This is a genomic window from Ralstonia sp. 24A2, from assembly GCF_051783885.1.
Taxonomy (GTDB): Bacteria; Pseudomonadota; Gammaproteobacteria; order Burkholderiales; family Burkholderiaceae; genus Ralstonia.
This window is the reverse complement of the sequence record NZ_JBPVZD010000001.1, coordinates 917069-933717: the sequence shown is the minus strand read 5'-3', so window position 1 is coordinate 933717 and position 16649 is coordinate 917069. Positions and strand designations below refer to the sequence as shown.

At 63.0% G+C, this 16649-nt stretch carries 19 protein-coding genes; 10 read left to right on the top strand and 9 right to left on the bottom strand.

Annotated elements, in window-relative coordinates; genetic code table 11:
• Positions 1–84: 84 nt before the first annotated feature.
• Positions 85–426 (top strand): DHCW motif cupin fold protein, encoded by a 342-nt coding sequence (locus ACS13N_RS04370; RefSeq protein ID WP_438930514.1) that lies wholly within the window; start codon positions 85–87, stop codon positions 424–426.
• On the opposite strand, the gene ACS13N_RS04365 is transcribed toward ACS13N_RS04370, so the two are convergent.
• Positions 427–2742, bottom strand: coding sequence for an AAA family ATPase (locus tag ACS13N_RS04365; protein WP_438930513.1), 2316 nt, complete (start codon positions 2740–2742; stop codon positions 427–429).
• Positions 2743–3286: 544 nt separating this feature from the next.
• Between ACS13N_RS04365 and ACS13N_RS04360 the strand changes: the two genes are divergently transcribed.
• The 5 genes from ACS13N_RS04360 (at position 3287) to hemP (ending at position 7737) form a co-directional block, all read left to right on the top strand.
• Positions 3287–3943, top strand: coding sequence for a TonB family protein (locus ACS13N_RS04360; protein ID WP_438930512.1), 657 nt, complete (start codon positions 3287–3289; stop codon positions 3941–3943).
• A 45-nt stretch (positions 3944–3988) separates the two neighbouring features.
• Positions 3989–4717: a MotA/TolQ/ExbB proton channel family protein gene (locus tag ACS13N_RS04355; RefSeq protein ID WP_021194889.1), complete on the top strand. Its 729-nt coding sequence runs from the start codon at positions 3989–3991 to the stop codon at positions 4715–4717.
• 11 nt (positions 4718–4728) lie between these two features.
• Entirely contained in the window at positions 4729–5142 is a 414-nt protein-coding gene (locus tag ACS13N_RS04350; RefSeq protein WP_021194890.1) for an ExbD/TolR family protein, read from the top strand.
• Between the two features lie 139 nt (positions 5143–5281).
• Entirely contained in the window at positions 5282–7297 is a 2016-nt protein-coding gene (locus tag ACS13N_RS04345; RefSeq protein WP_438930511.1) for a BCCT family transporter, read from the top strand.
• Between the two features lie 164 nt (positions 7298–7461).
• Positions 7462–7737 (top strand): hemin uptake protein HemP, encoded by a 276-nt coding sequence (gene hemP, locus ACS13N_RS04340; protein WP_438930510.1) that lies wholly within the window; start codon positions 7462–7464, stop codon positions 7735–7737.
• A 224-nt stretch (positions 7738–7961) separates the two neighbouring features.
• Here hemP and ACS13N_RS04335 read toward each other — a convergent pair whose 3' ends face one another.
• From ACS13N_RS04335 to ACS13N_RS04315, 5 genes are all read right to left on the bottom strand, one after another.
• The gene (locus ACS13N_RS04335) at positions 7962–8375 is read right to left on the bottom strand and encodes a GlcG/HbpS family heme-binding protein (RefSeq protein WP_199030250.1); all 414 of its coding nucleotides are present in this window, start codon (positions 8373–8375) and stop codon (positions 7962–7964) included.
• A gap of 284 nt (positions 8376–8659) precedes the next feature.
• Positions 8660–8926: a hypothetical protein gene (locus tag ACS13N_RS04330; protein WP_438930509.1), complete on the bottom strand. Its 267-nt coding sequence runs from the start codon at positions 8924–8926 to the stop codon at positions 8660–8662.
• A gap of 275 nt (positions 8927–9201) precedes the next feature.
• Positions 9202–9531 carry a hypothetical protein gene (locus tag ACS13N_RS04325; RefSeq protein WP_438930508.1) on the bottom strand — a complete coding sequence of 110 codons (330 nt, stop codon included), beginning with the start codon at positions 9529–9531 and terminating at the stop codon, positions 9202–9204.
• Positions 9532–9680: 149 nt separating this feature from the next.
• The gene (locus tag ACS13N_RS04320; RefSeq protein ID WP_438930507.1) at positions 9681–9920 is read right to left on the bottom strand and encodes a hypothetical protein; all 240 of its coding nucleotides are present in this window, start codon (positions 9918–9920) and stop codon (positions 9681–9683) included.
• Between the two features lie 266 nt (positions 9921–10186).
• On the bottom strand, positions 10187–10684 hold the full coding sequence (locus ACS13N_RS04315) for a phasin family protein (RefSeq protein ID WP_438930506.1): 498 nt from the start codon (positions 10682–10684) through the stop codon (positions 10187–10189).
• 248 nt (positions 10685–10932) lie between these two features.
• On the opposite strand from ACS13N_RS04315, the gene ACS13N_RS04310 reads away from it, so the two are divergent.
• From ACS13N_RS04310 to ACS13N_RS04295, 4 genes are all read left to right on the top strand, one after another.
• Positions 10933–11115, top strand: coding sequence for a CsbD family protein (locus ACS13N_RS04310; RefSeq protein WP_438930505.1), 183 nt, complete (start codon positions 10933–10935; stop codon positions 11113–11115).
• 148 nt (positions 11116–11263) lie between these two features.
• Positions 11264–11464 (top strand): glycine zipper 2TM domain-containing protein, encoded by a 201-nt coding sequence (locus ACS13N_RS04305; protein ID WP_039599672.1) that lies wholly within the window; start codon positions 11264–11266, stop codon positions 11462–11464.
• A 158-nt stretch (positions 11465–11622) separates the two neighbouring features.
• A complete protein-coding gene (nodI, locus tag ACS13N_RS04300) occupies positions 11623–12585 on the top strand; it encodes a nodulation factor ABC transporter ATP-binding protein NodI (protein WP_438930504.1) in 963 nt (320 codons plus the stop codon).
• Between the two features lie 12 nt (positions 12586–12597).
• Positions 12598–13419, top strand: coding sequence for an ABC transporter permease (locus ACS13N_RS04295; RefSeq protein WP_438930503.1), 822 nt, complete (start codon positions 12598–12600; stop codon positions 13417–13419).
• Positions 13420–13493: 74 nt separating this feature from the next.
• Here the strand turns inward: ACS13N_RS04295 and purF are convergent, their stop codons facing one another.
• The 3 genes from purF to ACS13N_RS04280 form a co-directional block, all read right to left on the bottom strand.
• Complete coding sequence (gene purF, locus ACS13N_RS04290; protein WP_438930502.1) at positions 13494–15032, bottom strand: amidophosphoribosyltransferase; 1539 nt, start codon at positions 15030–15032, stop codon at positions 13494–13496.
• A gap of 98 nt (positions 15033–15130) precedes the next feature.
• On the bottom strand, positions 15131–15628 hold the full coding sequence (locus ACS13N_RS04285) for a CvpA family protein (protein WP_438930501.1): 498 nt from the start codon (positions 15626–15628) through the stop codon (positions 15131–15133).
• Between the two features lie 81 nt (positions 15629–15709).
• The gene (locus ACS13N_RS04280; protein WP_438930500.1) at positions 15710–16582 is read right to left on the bottom strand and encodes an SPOR domain-containing protein; all 873 of its coding nucleotides are present in this window, start codon (positions 16580–16582) and stop codon (positions 15710–15712) included.
• Positions 16583–16649 lie beyond the last annotated feature (67 nt).

Here is a 16649-nt window from a genome sequence, read left to right as displayed (position 1 = left end):
CTTTGGCGCACACGTGATGCGCTGCACGCTGCACTCGCACGCTGCTACGATCGCGTACTGAACGCTCCCACCGGAACCCCAACGATGAAGATGACCCCGTTTGCCTTCGGCACGACCGACTGGTCTGCCGTCGAGCCCACCGAACATACCGGTGAGACCGGCATGGCCTATTGGCGTACACGCCACTTCGGTGACGAACCGAACCGCATTCGCGTGCGCATGGTCGAGTACACGCCCGGCTACCTGGCCGACCACTGGTGCAAGAAAGGTCACATCCTGTTCTGCCTGGACGGCGAACTGGAAACCACGCTGGAAGACGGCCGCAAGTTCACGCTCACGCCCGGTATGAGCTACCAGGTGGGGGATGATGCCGAGGCGCATCAGTCCTATACGAAGACTGGCGCCCGGCTCTTTATTGTCGATTGATTACCTCGGCGTAAAACCGATCGACCGACGCTCCCGCAACTCCGGCTTGATGGAGTGCTCCTGCCGCAGTTGTGCGAGAAACGCCTCCGGCTCCAGCGCCTCACCCAGCAGTAGCGACTGCTGCTTGACCACCGCAAAATCCCCCGGCGTGAGCATGTCGAGCGAGGCAAGAATCTCACGCCACACGGGCTTAAGCGCATCCGCATTGCCACCCAGCGCCTCGGCAATGAACATCTGCTCGCGCTGCGCCCGCATCAGCGGCCTGAAGCGGATCTTGAACGCAAAGCGCCGCAGCGCTGCCTCATCCAGCCGATCGAACAGGTTGGTCGTGCAGATGAAGATGCCGTCAAAGCGCTCCATGCCCTGCAGCATCTCGTTGACTTCCGACACCTCGTAGTTGCGCACCGCGCCCTGGCGGCTCTGCATGAAACTGTCGGCTTCGTCGAGCAGCAGGAGCGCGCGCTCTTCTTCAGCACGCGAGAACATCGCGGCAATCTGCTGCTCCGTCTCGCCCACGTACTTGCTCATCAGGTCTGACGCGCGGCGGATCATCAGCGGCACGTCGAGCTGGCTGGCAATGTGCTCGGCCAGCACCGTCTTGCCCGTGCCCGGAGGCCCGAAGAAACACAGCGTGCCGCGCTTGCGTGCACGCAGCGCTTCAATCACGCGCTCCACTGGGAAGCGCGTCTCCAGGTTCAGGTAGTCGAGCTTGTATTCGGTGACGACACGGTGCGCCGGTACTTCCGGACGCAAACCCATGGCCTGATCCGCATGATCGAGCTGGCGCACGATCAACGATTCCGCCGATTCCTCCATCGCCGGCTGCGTCAGGCGTGCGAAGCGCGCAGCCGAGTCGATCTGCGCAGGCGTAAGCGTCTTGCGCGCGGCCAGCTTGGCCATGAAGGCGTCCGACACCTCCAGCCCTTCCAGATGCTTGCGGATGATGCTCTCACGCACGGTCGGCGGCGGTACCTTCAACTCCAGATGGAACTGGAAGCGCCGCAGGTAAGCCGGGTCAATCTGCCGGATCGAGTTCGACACCCAGATCACCGGCACGGGGTTCTGCTCCAGCGTTTGATTGACCCACGCCTTGCCGTTGACGGAGCCGCGCGGCTCTTCATGCCCGAACAGGCTCATCAGCTCGCGCGTCGGCCCGGGGAACACGTCTTCCACTTCGTCAAACAGCAACACGGCGCCAGGCCGCCCCCGCAGGAACGCTTGCGAGACCTGCAGTGAGCGATAGCGGTCTTTGCCGGAGAGGCTGTTGCCATCCTTGTCGAGGCAATCCACTTCATACAGCTCACAGCCGGCATCGCGCGCCAGCACGCGCGCCAGCTCAGTCTTGCCGGTGCCGGGCGCGCCGTACAGCAGGATGTTCACGCCCACGGCACGCGTCTGCGAAGCGTTTTCCAGCAAGGCGGTCAGATAGCGCGCGTCCGTCTCGACGTGCGGATAGTCAGATTGCGACAGCGTGGTCGGCGGCGCGGGACGCGTGAAAACGGCCATCATCTCCGCCTCACTCGCGTAGTCCCCCAGCAGCACGTGCAGCAGACGATCGGAGATACGCATCAGGTCGCCCAGATCCGTGACGCTGTTCTCGGGCAGTGGCGGCTCGATCAGGCCAAGCGTTTCCAGCCGCGAACCGGGGCGCAGGGAGGCCGCCACCTCGGCGGTGCTCGCGCCTGCGAGACCCGCCAGCAACTGGAAGGCCTCCTGGCTGTGAGCGACCTTGCAATCGACCATCACCGCACGCAGGTCGCGCTTGTACTTCACCAGCGACGCGAACAGCAGCAGCGCCCGCTCATGCGGCGGCAGGCCCAGCACGCGCGCCAGCATGTCGATGTTGCCGACCAGCAGCACGCGCTCGCTGGATAGCCGCTCACCCAGTGCATCGCACGACGCACCGAACACGGTGAACATGTCCTTGGCGTGGTGCTTGACGTACTCGTCTAGGTAGTAGAACAGCGAGCTTTCATCAAACGCGCTGCTCCACTGGCCGTGGCGGTCCATGAAGGTCGGCAGATCCAGCTTGCCGACAGCGCGCCAGCCCGGCATATCGGCGCAGCGCGCAGCCAGGAAGCGCTGCAGGCGCTGGATGACCGTCACGGGCCAGATCAGCTCCGGCGCGCAGACGGTGAGAATGTCGTTGATGTTGGTGCGCAGATTGAAGCGCAGGCCCATCGCACAGACCGTGCGCAGCGCAAATTGCGCGCACATGGAGTCCAGTGACGACAACAGCGATTGAGGCTGCCTGCCGCCCGTGGGGACGAACGTACCATCGTCGGCGTCGTCCAGGCTGAGGTTGTCTTCATCCATGGTCGCCCCCTATTCACCGCTTCCCCGTTCACGGTTGGCCGGCCGGTCACCGTGTTTGAATGCTTTTCATCCTAGCGTGTTTGCACGCACTGCGTACCCGGGTCGACCCCCATGCCCGCAAATTGCGGGCCCGCGAAGCCCACACGACCAAAGCGCCTGGGCAGGCAGTTCTCCGCTATCCGTCATCTGGATGTGCAGCCCGCCCCACGAAAGACGTCGAAAGGATCATGGGATTTTTCGCAAATAGGAATCATTATCGTTTATACTTTTTCTTATCGCTGCAATAGGCTGAAACAAAGTCGCACCCCGACTTTCGCAACACTGTTGCATGTTGCGGGCCTAAAATACCTGTCATGTCGGCAGCGACCCTGCCGACACCAACGCGCGCGCGCCATGGAACTGCTCCTGAGTCTGCTGATCAGCATCGGGGTTTCGCTCATCGTGTTCGGCAAGCGCTGAAGCCGAGCCTTGTTGAACGGTTGCTCTGCCAACGCCCATTGCCGCACTCCGCCCTATTTTTTCCGCTCTCGATTCCCGGTCGTTGATGATTCACCCTCGTACTCTCAAGATTCTGGTGGTCGTGCTGTTGCTGCACGCGGGCGTGCTGATGCTGATTCAGCTTGGCCTGATCCAGTCGCCACTGAGCAAGGAAGAGCCGCCTGAGCTGCAGGTCAACCTCATCCCCGCCACGCCAGAGCCCATCAAGCAGCCGGAGCCGCCCAAGCAGCAGCCGGTCAAGCAAGAGACACCCAAGCAGGTGAACATCGTCAAGCCGGTGCCGCAACCCAAGCCGACGCCGATGCCGACGCCCAACCTGCCGCCGTCGGACAACGCACCCGTTGCGCCGGCCACGCCGCCCGCACCGCCGACCCCGCCCGCTGAACCCGCACCCGCGCCAACCGCAGCACCGAGTGGCCCGATCAGTGTCGGCATCAACGACATCCAGTGCAGCGATCCGCAGCCGGTGTATCCGTCGATGTCGCAAAAGATGGGCGAGGAAGGCCGTGCCATGGTCAAGCTCTCCATCGGCACGGCGGGTGAGGTCACCAACGTGGCGCTCACGTCGTCCTCCGGTTCACCGCGTCTGGACCGTGCCGCCACTGAGGCTGCCCGCTCCATCAAGTGCACCCCGTACAAGCAAAACGGCCATGCCGTGCCCGTTGTGGCAAGCAAGCCGTATGTCTTTAAGCTCGATAATTAATCCATTCCGACTCTCGCTTCATCAGGACAACTCAGGAAACCCATCATGCAGGAACTCGGTCTTTCCCACCTCTGGACACAAGGCGATATCGTCGCGCGCGGCACGGCCATTCTGCTGCTGATCATGTCGCTCGCCTCGTGGATCGTCATCCTCACCAAGGCGTGGGACATCGTGCGCCTGAAAGGCATGGCGCAAGGCGCTGAAAAGCGCTTCTGGCACTCCGACGACTTCGACCACGCCATGCAGACGCTTGGCAGTCCCAAGGACAACCCGTTCTACGCACTCGCGCAAACCGGCCGTGAAGCCGCGCAGCATCACCGCGCCAGCCAGCCGCAACTGCACGATGTGATGGACATCTCTGACTGGCTGACGCGTTCGCTCAAGAGCGCGATCGACGAGTCGGTCGGCCAGATGCAATCGGGCCTGGCCGTGCTGGCTTCGGTGGGTTCGACGGCACCGTTCGTCGGCCTGTTCGGTACGGTGTGGGGCATCTATCACGCCCTGCTGGGCATCGGCGCATCGGGTGTGCCGACCATCGACAAGGTGGCTGGCCCCGTGGGCGAATCGCTCATCATGACGGCCTTCGGTCTGGCCGTGGCCATTCCGGCCGTGCTGGGCTACAACGCACTCACGCGTGGCAACAAGTCCATCATCGCCAAGCTCAACCGCTTCGCGCATGACCTGCACGCCTACTTCGTGACTGGCGCACGCCTGCGTCCGGGCGCCTCGCGCGACGATGCCAGCGTCCGTCTGGCCTCGGTCAAGCAGCAGTAAGGAGAGCCCCCATGGCCTTCGGTACCTTCGACAACGATGACGAGGTGATGAACGAGATCAACATGACGCCGCTGGTCGACGTCATGCTGGTGCTGCTCATCATCTTCATCATCACCATTCCCGTGATCAACCACGCGGTGAAGATCGACCTGCCGCGCGCATCGAACAAACCCGACGACGCCAAGCCGCAAAGCGTGAATGTCGAAATCAACGCGCAAGGTCAGGCGTTCTGGAACAACCAGCCAGTGGATGAAGCCACGCTGCAGGCCAACATTGCGCAGGCCGCGCAACAGCAGCCGCAGCCGGAGATGCACCTGCGTGCGGATCGCAACGTCCGCTACGAGCGTGTCGCTCAGGTGATGGCCGCCATCCAGCGTGGAGGCTTGGCGCGCATCGGCTTCGTGACGGAGCCTGAGCGCAACTAAGGCAGCTCGCAACATCCCGCCTCATCGCCTCGAACCCCCGTCTTTGCACGGGGGTTTGTCATTTCTGGCACCTTCTATTTGCAATGGAGCGGCGCTGGCGGTACTTTTGCGACCATCCCCGCAATCAGAAGGATCCTACATGGCAAGTTCTTCCGCCCCTTCCGACATCGCGCCGCCGCGCACCACCCTGGTTCCACAGGTCGTTGTGCCATCGCTGGTCGTACTGGTCCTGCTGCTCGTGTTGTGCACCGTACAGCCCGAACTGGCCGACCGCGCCTTCGGCGTCGCACAACGCTGGGTCACAGGGCACTTCGACTGGTTCTACATGCTGGCGGTCACGGGCTTCCTCGTGTTTCTGATCGTTGTGGCGGCCAGCCGGTTCGGCGACATCCGCCTGGGCCCCGACGAGGCCGAACCCGAGTTCAGTTTCGTTTCCTGGACGGCGATGCTCTTTGCGGCCGGCATGGGCATCGGGCTGATGTACTTCGGCGTGGGCGAGCCGATGCAGCACTACCTGCAACCGCCGACCGTCGCACCGCAAACCGCCCTGGCCGCGCGCGAAGCGATGCTCTCCACCTTCTTCCACTGGGGCCTGCATGCCTGGGCCATCTACGGTGTGATGGGCCTGGCGCTGGCGTACTTCGCGTTCCGCTACAACCTGCCGCTCACCATGCGCTCGGGCCTGTATCCCATCCTGCGTGAGCGCATCAACGGCGTGCTGGGCCACGGAGTGGATGCCTTCGCCCTGATCGGCACGATCGCCGGCATAGCCACCACGCTCGGCTACGGTGTGCTGCAACTCGGCGCGGGCTTGCATCAGGTGGCGGGGTGGCAAACTGATTCCGACACCTTCCGCGTGGGCCTCATCTGCGTGGTCGTGGTGCTGGCCGGTGCGTCGGCCGCATCGGGGCTCGGCAACGGCGTGCGTCGGCTTTCGGAGCTGAATCTGACGCTGGCCTTCTTGCTGCTGGCCTTCGTCATCATTGCCGGCCCCACCGTCTTTCTGCTGCAGGCGTTCAGTGAGAACGTCGGCAACTATCTGTCGAACTTGGTCAACCTGTCGTTCCGCACCTTTGCCTACACTCCGCCCAACTCGTCCGGCTGGTTCAGCGGCTGGACGATTCTCTATTGGGCATGGTGGGTATCGTGGTCGCCGTTCGTCGGGATGTTCATTGCGCGCATCTCACGCGGGCGCACGGTGCGGCAGTTCGTGATCGGCGTGCTGATCGTGCCGACCGCGTTCAACTTGCTGTGGATGACCGCCTTCGGCAACAGCGCGATCTGGCTCGACACACATCAGGCGGCCGGCGACCTCGCGCGCACCGCAGGCAATGTCGATGCCCTGCTCTTCCACTTCTTCGATTACTTTCCCGGCACCACGGCGCTGTCGTGGCTGGCCATCGTGCTGATCGCCGTGTTCTTCGTGACCTCGGCCGATTCCGGCGCGTTCGTGATCGACACGATCGCCTCGCGTGGCGCCGTGCATTCACCGGTATGGCAACGGCTGTTCTGGGCCGTGGTGCTTGGCGCCACCGCAGCCATCCTGATGCTGGCCGGTGGCCTCAAGGCCTTGCAGGCGATGACGCTGGTGGCGGCCCTGCCGGTCGCGATCATCATGGCGCTGCTCTGCTATGGCCTATGGCGCGGCATGTCGGCTGACCGCGCGCACTACTCGCGCGAACTGGCCCCCGCTACATCCTTCTGGAGCGGCCAGCGCTGGCGCCAGCGTCTTGCACAGATGGTGAACCCGTCCACCGACGCGGATGTGCGCACGTTCCTCGCCAAGCAAGTGCTGCCGGCCATGAACGACGTGGTGAGAGAACTGAGCCGGCGCGGCATCGAGGCGCACGTACTCGAAGCCGAAGACAGCGTGCGCCTGGTCATCCCCGATCCATCAGACCGCGATTTCGTCTACGGCGTACGCAGCGCAAGCAAAGCGCTGCCCGTTGCGACACCAAGCCAGGCAGCGGCCCCCGACCACGCGCTCACCCACGAGCCCGTCACCTTCTTCGAAGACGGCCGCGAGGGCTACGACATCGAGTACTTGCGCGGTGAAGAGATCATCGCCGACATCCTGCGCCACTACGAGCGCTACCGCGTCCAACGCACAGACGAGCGTACGACCCTCCTGCGCGAAGCGCCGGGTCATACCTGACACGCAACCGGGCCACGTGCCCGGTTTCTTTTTTGGGGCCGGCGGGCAGCCATCAGCACATCGTCAGATGTCGCTTGTAATGATAACGATTCGCATTTAGACTACTTGGCATTCGCTGGAATCCCTTGCCAGTCAACGCTTTTCCGCCAGCCAGGACCTTCACCATGAATGCTGCCGAACACCAAGATGCAGGACGCACCGTGACCCGCCGTCGCCACGTCATCGTGGCCCGTCAGCGCCCGGCTGGCCTCAATGCCGCACCGGCCACTGCGCCTGCAGCAGCACCAACCGCTGAAGCCACCACCGCAACCATCGGTGATACGCGGGTCATGACCTCGGAGCAATTGTTTGCCGGCCAGAGCGCTGTCGCCATCCGCCACAACGGCGCGATCTACACGCTGCGCGTGACGCGCTTCGGCAAGCTGATCCTGACCAAGTAACACGCGGCACGCACTGACTTTTGTGGGGACGTCTCTCTCAGGAGACATTCGGCAGTAGCCAGCCATCGTCAATTCGCGTTGGCAGACACCAGACCCGTCTGCCGGACGACTGCCAGCCAAGCCGTTCTTTCCCGCCAGCTCCCATCCGGGCGAGCGCCCAAAGAAAAAGGGCGCAACCTGCGCCGCGCCCTTCCCCTTCGATTCGCGTCTTCGCGATCGGCAACTCAGCAGATCACGTGCACGGCGGCAATGCCCGCCTTGGCGATCTGCACGTCTTCCGACGACTTCACACCCGACACACCGACGGCACCGGCGCATACGCCTTCCACCAGCACGGGCACACCACCTTCGAGCATGCCTTGCAGATGCGGCGCCGACAGGAACGAGATGCGGCCGTTGTTGATGATGTCTTCGTAGACCTTCGATTCACGGCGGCCCAGCGCGGCCGTACGAGCCTTCTCCGGTGCGATGTACGACGAGATGGTCGCGCAGCCGTCCATGCGGCGCAGGCCCATCAGGTGGCCGCCATCGTCAACCACGGCAATCGTCACGGCCCACTGGTGCGCGCGTGCTTCCTTCTCGGCGGCATCCAGGATCTTGGTGACATCGTCCTGGCACAGGCAGGGCTTGGTTTTCATGACTCGTTCTCCTTGGTTGTGGTGATGCAAGTGGGCGATGGCTGCGTGTTGCTGGCAGTGGGCTCGCATAGGGCGAAAGTATGCCATTGGCCTGCGTCGCTGCTACAGCGCGATCCTGACTACCTGACGCAAATGAGCCGATACATCTGGTGTCTCCAGTATCGTCGCGCATGCGCCGCGCGCCAGTTCTTCTTGCCGACCGTAGCACGCACTGTGCGCATGGAAGATGCGCAAAGAAAAAGCCCGGGAATAGCCCGGGCTTGATGTTGCGATGCGACAGACAATCACGTGCCGCTGCCCTGAGGTTTTCCGTCGGCGCAAGCGCCGTCGGTGTACGGGTCGCGTTGGCCCATGCGGGCGCCGTCCGTATAGGGGTCTGCACGCCCCATCTTGGCCCCATCGGTGTAGGGATCCGCGCGGCTGATCTTGTGGGCAGGCTGGTAGGGATCGATCGAGCCGGCGTGCGCCACTCCCGCGCCGAGCACGAGCGCCAGGCTACCAGCAGCTACCGCGAGGGTGCGCACGGCAAAGCGTTGCGTTGTGACTTGCATGGAAACTCCTTCGGTCATTGCACTGCAAACATGACGCGCGCCAGTGCTGGCGCACGTATCCGCATGCGTTTCATGCGGATGTCATATCGACCGGGCAAACCTCGCCAGCGTTCAGTCCCGCGCCGCTTTGTCGCGGGAGTGCCTCTGCAACGCCTGCCCGTTCTGCAGCTGGACGCAAACGCTGTGCCGTCTCGCACCGAGTTGTACTTGTTTGTATGCTGTGCGCGGACAAAGAAAAAGGCTCCCGAAGGAGCCTTGTCTGTGCGATGTGCGGCTTAGCGCCAGCGACGCCAGTGGTAGCCGTCGTAGTAGCGATGGCGCGGCCCCCACCGATACCAACCCGGACCCACCACGACAGGCGGTGGACCGTAGTACACGGGCGCCGGACCATAAGCCGGACCATAGTAGACCGGGGGCGGCGGCGGATAGTATGCCGGCGGCGGAGGCGGGTAATAGACCGGAGCCGGCGCCACATACACGGGAGCAACCGGCACACCAATCCCAATGCCGACGCTTACGTGCGCCGACGCCATCTGCGGCACCGCCAGCACGGCCAGTGCGGCTGCACCTGCCATCAACAGCCCGTTGCGTCGAATCATGTTCATCACCTGCAGCTAAAAAGCGCCTGGCAAGCACCGCAGCCAGCGCCGATTACGGTATCTGTATTGTATTCAGGCCCGCCGTCACAGGTGATACGGTAGGGGCGAATTGGTAACAGAACGTAACGCCACATGGCTGCGCAAGCCTCCGCAACTCAACTCCATGCGGGGCTGCAATCGAACTGGCCGGCAGCGATCATCGCTTCGGCATAAGCCCGCGCCGCTTCAAGCGCGGTGCCAGCACTCAAGTATGTGTTGACCGACTCGCGCACGGTGGTGCGCGGTAGCAGGATCGCGCCGTCGCTTATGCGCAGGATGCTGACTTCAGCACGCCAAGCGTTGGGGGACAGTTCATAGGCAGAGACTTCGATCTTGCAATCACCTCGGAAGGTCATACATCCTCCGGTTCGCGTTGAGGGATCGGGCCGCGTGCATCATCAATGCACGAACAACCACATCAACAGCAACACGAACGCGGGAAGGCCCAGGAACCATGCAACCAGATAGGGCACGATCACCTCCTTCATGTTGATGGACATGTAAGAAGTGTAGAAATCGGCGCCTGATGCGTATATCGAAGCCTGCCCGCAACGCCCTGTAGGACTGCGCCGAAATCCATGTCGGCCCACTGCCGACGAACCTCCCTCGCATGGAGGAGCATTCAATGTGCAGTACCGGTCTTGTCGGCAACCCCACTTGCTTCGGAGGCAGCTGCCTCCGCTGCTTCAGCGGCAGCCACCTCCAGCCCGACAGATGCCTTGAGAAACTTCACGGCCACTTCGGTGCCCGGAGGCGCGGCATCGACCAGGTTTTCAGCGGCAAAGCCCCATTGACGGCGCACTTCATCGCCATGACGCTGCAGCGCACGGGCGATGCCGTTCTGCGTCTGCACACCGATCTCGATGAAATTACGCGTGTATCCCGAGACACGCTCTCCAGCGGGCTGCAGAAACCGCGCCTGCGCACCGAACCACTGCCCGGTGTCCTGCGCGCCCGCCGCCTCCTGCAGGCACTGCTCCGTCTCTCCGAAGCCGGCCTTGAGCGCTTGGAGATTGAGCCCGATCAGACGGTTGACGCCGTCGACAGCTTCCTCAGTAACGGCCAGCCACGCCTCAACTTGCGATCGGTGCAGGATGCCGAGTTGCTCCAGAGTCATCATGTCGCTTTCTCCCTCATGGGTCGTGAGAACGGTGAACAGATCCGGCGCACTGACGATGCCGGGCGTTTCAGTGTAGCCACCGGTCAAGCGTATTTCTGTGACATCACCCGTTTGTCCTACAGGTCTTTCGGACAACGTCACCTGGGCGCGAAAGCCACGCGCAATAAGCTGCAACGGTGGCACTGCGCCACGCGCCAATGCCGGTGGGCGACTCCTGCACCGGCCGATCAACAGAGGGGATCGACACCATGAACAAAGACCAAGTGAAGGGCCGTCTGCAAGAAGCGAAAGGCAAGATCAAGGAAGTGGCCGGCAAGGTGACCGGCGACGAGAAAACACAGGTCAAGGGCAACATCGAGAAGAACATCGGCAAGGCCCGCGCCAACATGGGCGATGTTCGTGAAGATGTGAAGAAGACGCTGGACCGTTAGCCATACACAAGAAAGGGCGGAACTTCCGCGCCGGAATCCGCGTTGAATGTGTGGGAATCGGCTGACACCGTTTTCAGGCATCGGTGCCTGCACATCGCGCCTTGCACATCCTTTAATACAGGCATACGAACGATAGAAGGAGTGTGTTATGCGTGCCTTCGTATCCTTGTTACTGGCGGCCATGTTGGCATCCGTCAGCGGATGCGCGGACATGACGCCAAGGCAGCGGAACACGGCGCTCGGCGCGGCCGCGGGCGGTGTCGCCGGGGCGGCCATCTGGGGCGGCCCGGGTGCGACGCTGGGTGGTGCAGCACTGGGTGGTGTGATTGGTAACACCATCGGCAGGTAAGCTCACCACATGCAGTGATGTCACTGCTGCAGGCAGGGGCCAGACAGTGTTGTCTGGCCCTTTTTGTTGTCTGAGCGCTGTCACCGGACCATTGCACATTCCCCGCATACGCATATGCCTAGGCGAGCGCATAATCAGCGTTTTGCAACGGAGGCGATGTGCGATACGAGCAATCCGGCTTCGGCGTGAGCAGCACACCAATCCTGAGCGTCGAAGGCTTGCGCAAGCGCTATGGCGATCAAACCGTCGTCGACAACCTGAGCTTCTCCGTACGGCGCGGCCAATGCTTCGGCCTGCTGGGCCCCAACGGTGCCGGCAAGACCACCACGCTGCGCATGCTGCTCGGCATGACGATGCCCGACGCGGGTGCGCTGCAACTGTGCGGTGAGGCGGTTCCCGAGTTTGCGCATCGTGCACGCATGCGTGTGGGCGTGGTGCCGCAGTTCGACAATCTCGACCCTGATTTCACCGTCTCGGAAAACCTGCGCATCTTTGGCCGTTACTTCGGCCTGTCCTCCGCAGCCATCCGTGAGCGCATCCCTGCCCTGCTGGAATTCGCACGGCTCGAACAAAAGGCTGATGCGCCGGTGCGCGCGCTCTCCGGCGGCATGAAGCGCCGGCTGACCGTGGCACGCGCACTCATCAACGACCCCGACATCCTGGTCATGGACGAGCCCACCACAGGGCTCGACCCGCAAGCACGCCACCTGATCTGGGAACGTCTACGCTCACTGCTGGCCGGCGGCAAGACCATCCTGCTGACCACGCACTTCATGGAAGAGGCCGAGCGCCTGTGCGATGAACTCTGCGTGATCGATAACGGCCGCAAGATCGCGCAAGGCAAACCGCACGAACTCATCGCACGCGAGATCGGTTGCGACGTGGTGGAGGTCTACGGCGACGATCTCGCTGCCCTGCGTACGCTGCTCACGCCCCTGGCCGAGCGCGTGGAGACCAGCGGTGAAACCCTCTTCTGCTACGCACGCGATCCGCAACCGCTGGTGGCCGCCCTGCGCGCGCAGACCGAAACGCACACCATGCCCGGCCTGCGCTACCTGCACCGCCCCGCCAATCTGGAAGACGTGTTCCTGCGTCTGACAGGCCGCGAGATGCGAGACTGAATGAGCCACCCCATGTCCAACGAAGCCACGCTTACCGCAGTCCCGCAGCAGGCCTATCCGCAATCGCTACGGCCGCTCAACTTCCGCAACTGGCAGACCATCTGGCTGCGCAATTTCATGGTCTGGCGCAAGCTCGCCATTCCGTCGTTGGCCGGCAACCTGGCCGACCCAATGATCTACCTGTTTGGCCTTGGGCTCGGCCTGGGCCTGCTGGTCGGGCACATCGACGGCGTGTCGTACATTGCGTTTTTGGCCGCCGGCACGGTAGCGTCCAGCACGATGATGTCGGCGAGCTTCGAGGCGATGTACTCGGCGTTCTCGCGCATGCACGTGCAGCGCACGTGGGAAGCCATTCTCTATGCCCCCCTCACCCTGGGCGATGTGGTGCTCGGCGAGCTGATCTGGGCAGCCAGCAAATCCGTGCTCTCGGGTCTGGCGATCATGCTGGTGGCGGGGGTTCTCGGCTATGCGTCGATGCCGCAAGCGTTGCTCGCCCTGCCCGTCATTGTGCTCACGGGGTTCACGTTCGCCTGCCTGGCAATGAACATGACGGCACTCGCGCCCAACTACGATTTCTTCATGTTCTATCAGACGCTGGTGATCACGCCGATGATGCTGCTCTCAGGCGTGTTCTTCCCGCTGTCGCAACTGCCGGCGCCCATCCGTGCGGTCACGAACGTGCTGCCGCTGCCGCACGCGGTGGAGCTGATCCGCCCACTCATGCTGGGCCGCACACCCGACAACGTGCTGCTTCACCTCGGCGTGCTGCTGCTCTACGCCGTTGTCGCACTGGTGCTGTGCCTGTGGCTGCTGCGCCGTCGCATGCTCAAGTAACTCGGCAGACCAAGCGCCCAACAAAAAGCCCGTCTTCGTAAGACGGGCTTTTTGTTTGAGGCAACCGCAGTGACTTACTCGTTCACAGCCGAACGTTGCAGGTGCAGCTGCGTACGAGGATCATCGTTTTGCGCATTCTCGCGATCCGCACTGGCGGCCGAGCTGTTACGCGCGGTCTCCAGACGATCGAGATACGCCTCGTCGATGTCGCCCGTCACGTACTTGCCGTCAAAGCACGACGCATCGAAGTCCTTGAGCGCCGGGTTGACGTCGCGCACGGCACGCTTCATGTCTTCCACGTCCTGGTACACGAGCTGGTCTGCGCCGATGATCTTGGCGATCTCTTCGTGCGTGCGGCCATAGGCCACCAGTTCGCCGCGCGTCGGCATGTCGATGCCATACACGTTCGGGAACTTCACCGGCGGCGCAGCCGACGCGAAGATCACCTTCTTCGCGCCCGCGTCGCGTGCCATCTGCACGATCTCCGATGACGTCGTGCCACGCACGATGGAGTCATCGACGATCAGCACGTTCTTGCCCTTGAACTCGATCGCCATGGCGTTGAGCTTCTGGCGCACCGACTTCTTTCGCACGGCCTGGCCCGGCATGATGAAGGTGCGGCCCACGTAGCGGTTCTTGAAGAAGCCCTCGCGGTACGGCACGCCCAGGTGGTTGGCGACCTGCATGGCAGCCGGACGCGACGAATCCGGAATCGGCATCACCACGTCGATCGGGTCGGTTACCTCGCGCTTGATCTTCTCGGCCAGGTAATCGCCCATGCGCAGGCGCGCGTCGTACACCGACACGCCATCCATGCGCGAGTCCGGACGCGCCAGGTACACGTACTCAAAAATGCACGGCGACAGCACCGGGTTCTGGGCGCATTGCTTGGTGTGCAGCTTGCCTTCCAGGTCGATGAAGATCGCTTCGCCGGGCGCCACGTCGCGTTCGAACTTGAAGCCGATACCTTCCAGCGCCACGGATTCGGAGGCGACCATGTATTCGATCTTGCCGTCCGGCGTTTCCTGGCTACCCAGCGCCAGCGGGCGGATGCCGAACGGATCACGCACGGCCAGCACGCCGTAACCGGAGATCTCCGCGGCGATGGCATACGAGCCGCGCACGCGGCGGTGCAAGCCTTCCACGGCGGTGAAGATGGAGTCCCGATTCAGCGGAATATCGTTGCTGGCGCGCTGCAGCTCATCGGCCAGCACGTTGAGCAGGACTTCAGAATCCGACTGCGTGTTGATGTGACGACGATCGCGTCGGAACATCTCTTCGCGCAGTTGATCGGAGTTGGTCAGGTTGCCGTTATGCGCCAGCACGATGCCGAATGGCGCATTGACGTAGAACGGCTGGGCCTCTTCCTCGCTGGAAGAACCGGCCGTCGGATAACGCACTTGGCCGATGCCGCTTGTGCCCGGCAAGCCGCGCATGTTGCGCGTGCGGAACACGTCACGCACCATGCCATTGGCCTTGTGCATATGGAAGGTGTTGCCTGCCGCAGTGGCAATGCCAGCCGCGTCCTGCCCCCGGTGTTGCAGAAGCAGCAGGCTGTCATAGATCAGCTGATTGACCGGCGTGGAAGAAACCACGCCAACGATACCGCACATGTCGATCTCCAGCGAGAGCGTATTGGTGGCGCCCGCACCCGTTGCCGGCGCCGAAAAAAGCTTCCCAGATCGTCTAGCTGGTGGCCAGACGCTCCGGATCAATAGTGAACATACTTCGCGACGTCAGGCGGCAATAGCGGTTTGGCCGCACGTGCCACCTCCTCCGCATAGGGCCGGCTGATCGCCTCGCGCCAGAACGGTTGCTCGGGCAGGCTGGTAAAGCCCGCCACCGTCATCAGCACGAGGATGATCACACCACCGCGTGCCAGCCCGAACACCATGCCGAGGCCACGATCGGCCGGCTTGAGCCCCGCGCTCGACAATGCCGCCGAGAGCAACGCACCCACCAGCGATGTCGCAATCACCGTCACGATAAACAGTAGGACGAAACCGAGAATGGTGCGCGCCACCGGTCCGCCCGGCAGCGACTCGGGCATCCAGCCCGCCGCCACACCCGAAAACGTGTACGCCACCCACGCGGCAAACAACCACCCGAGCAACGCCAGCACCTCGCGGATCAGCCCACGAAACAATCCAATCAGCGCAGACGTGACAACGATGAACAGCACGCCATAGTCAAAGAAAGTCGGTTGCATCGGGCAGCGGCTTGGATTGACTTGGACTGAGGGTGGCGTGACAAATCAGCGAATCTGGCGAGTGCACGTTATGCCGCATCGCTACTGCTGAACGAGCTTGGGCGTCAGACCGATCTGCTCTGCACGCTTCTGCGCGGCTTCTGCCGCTGCACGATCGCTGAACGGACCTGCACGCAACAGCGCCAGATCACCCTTGTCGGGCACCTTCTTGTGTTCGATGTAGCCGGGAATCTTCTCGGCCTTGAGCTTGCCCAGCCAGTTGCGCGCACGGTCTTCAGACGCGAAGGCGCCAATCAGCAGGACAAACTTGTTGCCGCTGGCATCCGTACTGGGCGCGGCGGCTTGTTGCGCGGGCTGGGCCGGTTTGGCAGCAGGCTTGGAATCAGCGGGTGGCGTCAGACTGGCGACCGTCTTGGGTGGGGTCGGCTTGGCTGACGGCGTGTTTTGCGCAGGTGCAAGCGCGGTCGTGCTGGGTGACGGTGCATCCGCAGAAGCAACCACCTCTTCGCCCTGGTCGAGCGCCTGCGGTTGGTCCGCCGACGAACCTGGTGCACGCGGTGCAGAGCGACGGCTCGCGACCTTGGGTTCATCGGTGGACGCCTTGGCGCCGCGGTCGATCGGTTGATCCTGAATCTGCACAGCCACCGCGTCGGTCACAGGGCGCGGTTTGGCGTCGAACACCAGCGGCAACACCACCACAGCGGCGCCCACCAGTACGACCGCGCCGATCAATCGACGGCGGGCGCGCTGCTTTTGCGGGAGTTCGGGGTCGAGACCATCGTCGTCAACGTCCGTACGACGAGCGGCGCGGCTACGGGAGTTCGACGATGCGCGGGACGAGGTGCGCGATTCATGGACCGCATCGCGGGCCACATCGGCAGCACTGCCAGCGGCGCCGCGCGAGCGTTCGCCTTCAGCGTTTTTGCGGGAGGAGAAAATGGAAAACAGACCCATGGATTGCGCTCGGTTTGGCTCTCAGACGATGCATGCGAGGGCAGCGCCGACGCCCGGTCGCCCTGTG

What these genes read in the sequence shown, in the direction of transcription:
- ACS13N_RS04370 (WP_438930514.1), top strand. Translation starts at nt 85, where the DNA reads ATGAAGATGACCCCGTTTGCCTTCGGCACGACCGACTGGTCTGCCGTC.
- ACS13N_RS04365 (WP_438930513.1), bottom strand. Translation starts at nt 2,742, where the DNA reads ATGGATGAAGACAACCTCAGCCTGGACGACGCCGACGATGGTACGTTC.
- ACS13N_RS04360 (WP_438930512.1), top strand. Translation starts at nt 3,287, where the DNA reads ATGATTCACCCTCGTACTCTCAAGATTCTGGTGGTCGTGCTGTTGCTG.
- ACS13N_RS04355 (WP_021194889.1), top strand. Translation starts at nt 3,989, where the DNA reads ATGCAGGAACTCGGTCTTTCCCACCTCTGGACACAAGGCGATATCGTC.
- ACS13N_RS04350 (WP_021194890.1), top strand. Translation starts at nt 4,729, where the DNA reads ATGGCCTTCGGTACCTTCGACAACGATGACGAGGTGATGAACGAGATC.
- ACS13N_RS04345 (WP_438930511.1), top strand. Translation starts at nt 5,282, where the DNA reads ATGGCAAGTTCTTCCGCCCCTTCCGACATCGCGCCGCCGCGCACCACC.
- hemP (WP_438930510.1), top strand. Translation starts at nt 7,462, where the DNA reads ATGAATGCTGCCGAACACCAAGATGCAGGACGCACCGTGACCCGCCGT.
- ACS13N_RS04335 (WP_199030250.1), bottom strand. Translation starts at nt 8,375, where the DNA reads ATGAAAACCAAGCCCTGCCTGTGCCAGGACGATGTCACCAAGATCCTG.
- ACS13N_RS04330 (WP_438930509.1), bottom strand. Translation starts at nt 8,926, where the DNA reads ATGCAAGTCACAACGCAACGCTTTGCCGTGCGCACCCTCGCGGTAGCT.
- ACS13N_RS04325 (WP_438930508.1), bottom strand. Translation starts at nt 9,531, where the DNA reads ATGAACATGATTCGACGCAACGGGCTGTTGATGGCAGGTGCAGCCGCA.
- ACS13N_RS04320 (WP_438930507.1), bottom strand. Translation starts at nt 9,920, where the DNA reads ATGACCTTCCGAGGTGATTGCAAGATCGAAGTCTCTGCCTATGAACTG.
- ACS13N_RS04315 (WP_438930506.1), bottom strand. Translation starts at nt 10,684, where the DNA reads ATGATGACTCTGGAGCAACTCGGCATCCTGCACCGATCGCAAGTTGAG.
- ACS13N_RS04310 (WP_438930505.1), top strand. Translation starts at nt 10,933, where the DNA reads ATGAACAAAGACCAAGTGAAGGGCCGTCTGCAAGAAGCGAAAGGCAAG.
- ACS13N_RS04305 (WP_039599672.1), top strand. Translation starts at nt 11,264, where the DNA reads ATGCGTGCCTTCGTATCCTTGTTACTGGCGGCCATGTTGGCATCCGTC.
- ACS13N_RS04295 (WP_438930503.1), top strand. Translation starts at nt 12,598, where the DNA reads ATGTCCAACGAAGCCACGCTTACCGCAGTCCCGCAGCAGGCCTATCCG.
- purF (WP_438930502.1), bottom strand. Translation starts at nt 15,032, where the DNA reads ATGTGCGGTATCGTTGGCGTGGTTTCTTCCACGCCGGTCAATCAGCTG.
- ACS13N_RS04285 (WP_438930501.1), bottom strand. Translation starts at nt 15,628, where the DNA reads ATGCAACCGACTTTCTTTGACTATGGCGTGCTGTTCATCGTTGTCACG.
- ACS13N_RS04280 (WP_438930500.1), bottom strand. Translation starts at nt 16,582, where the DNA reads ATGGGTCTGTTTTCCATTTTCTCCTCCCGCAAAAACGCTGAAGGCGAA.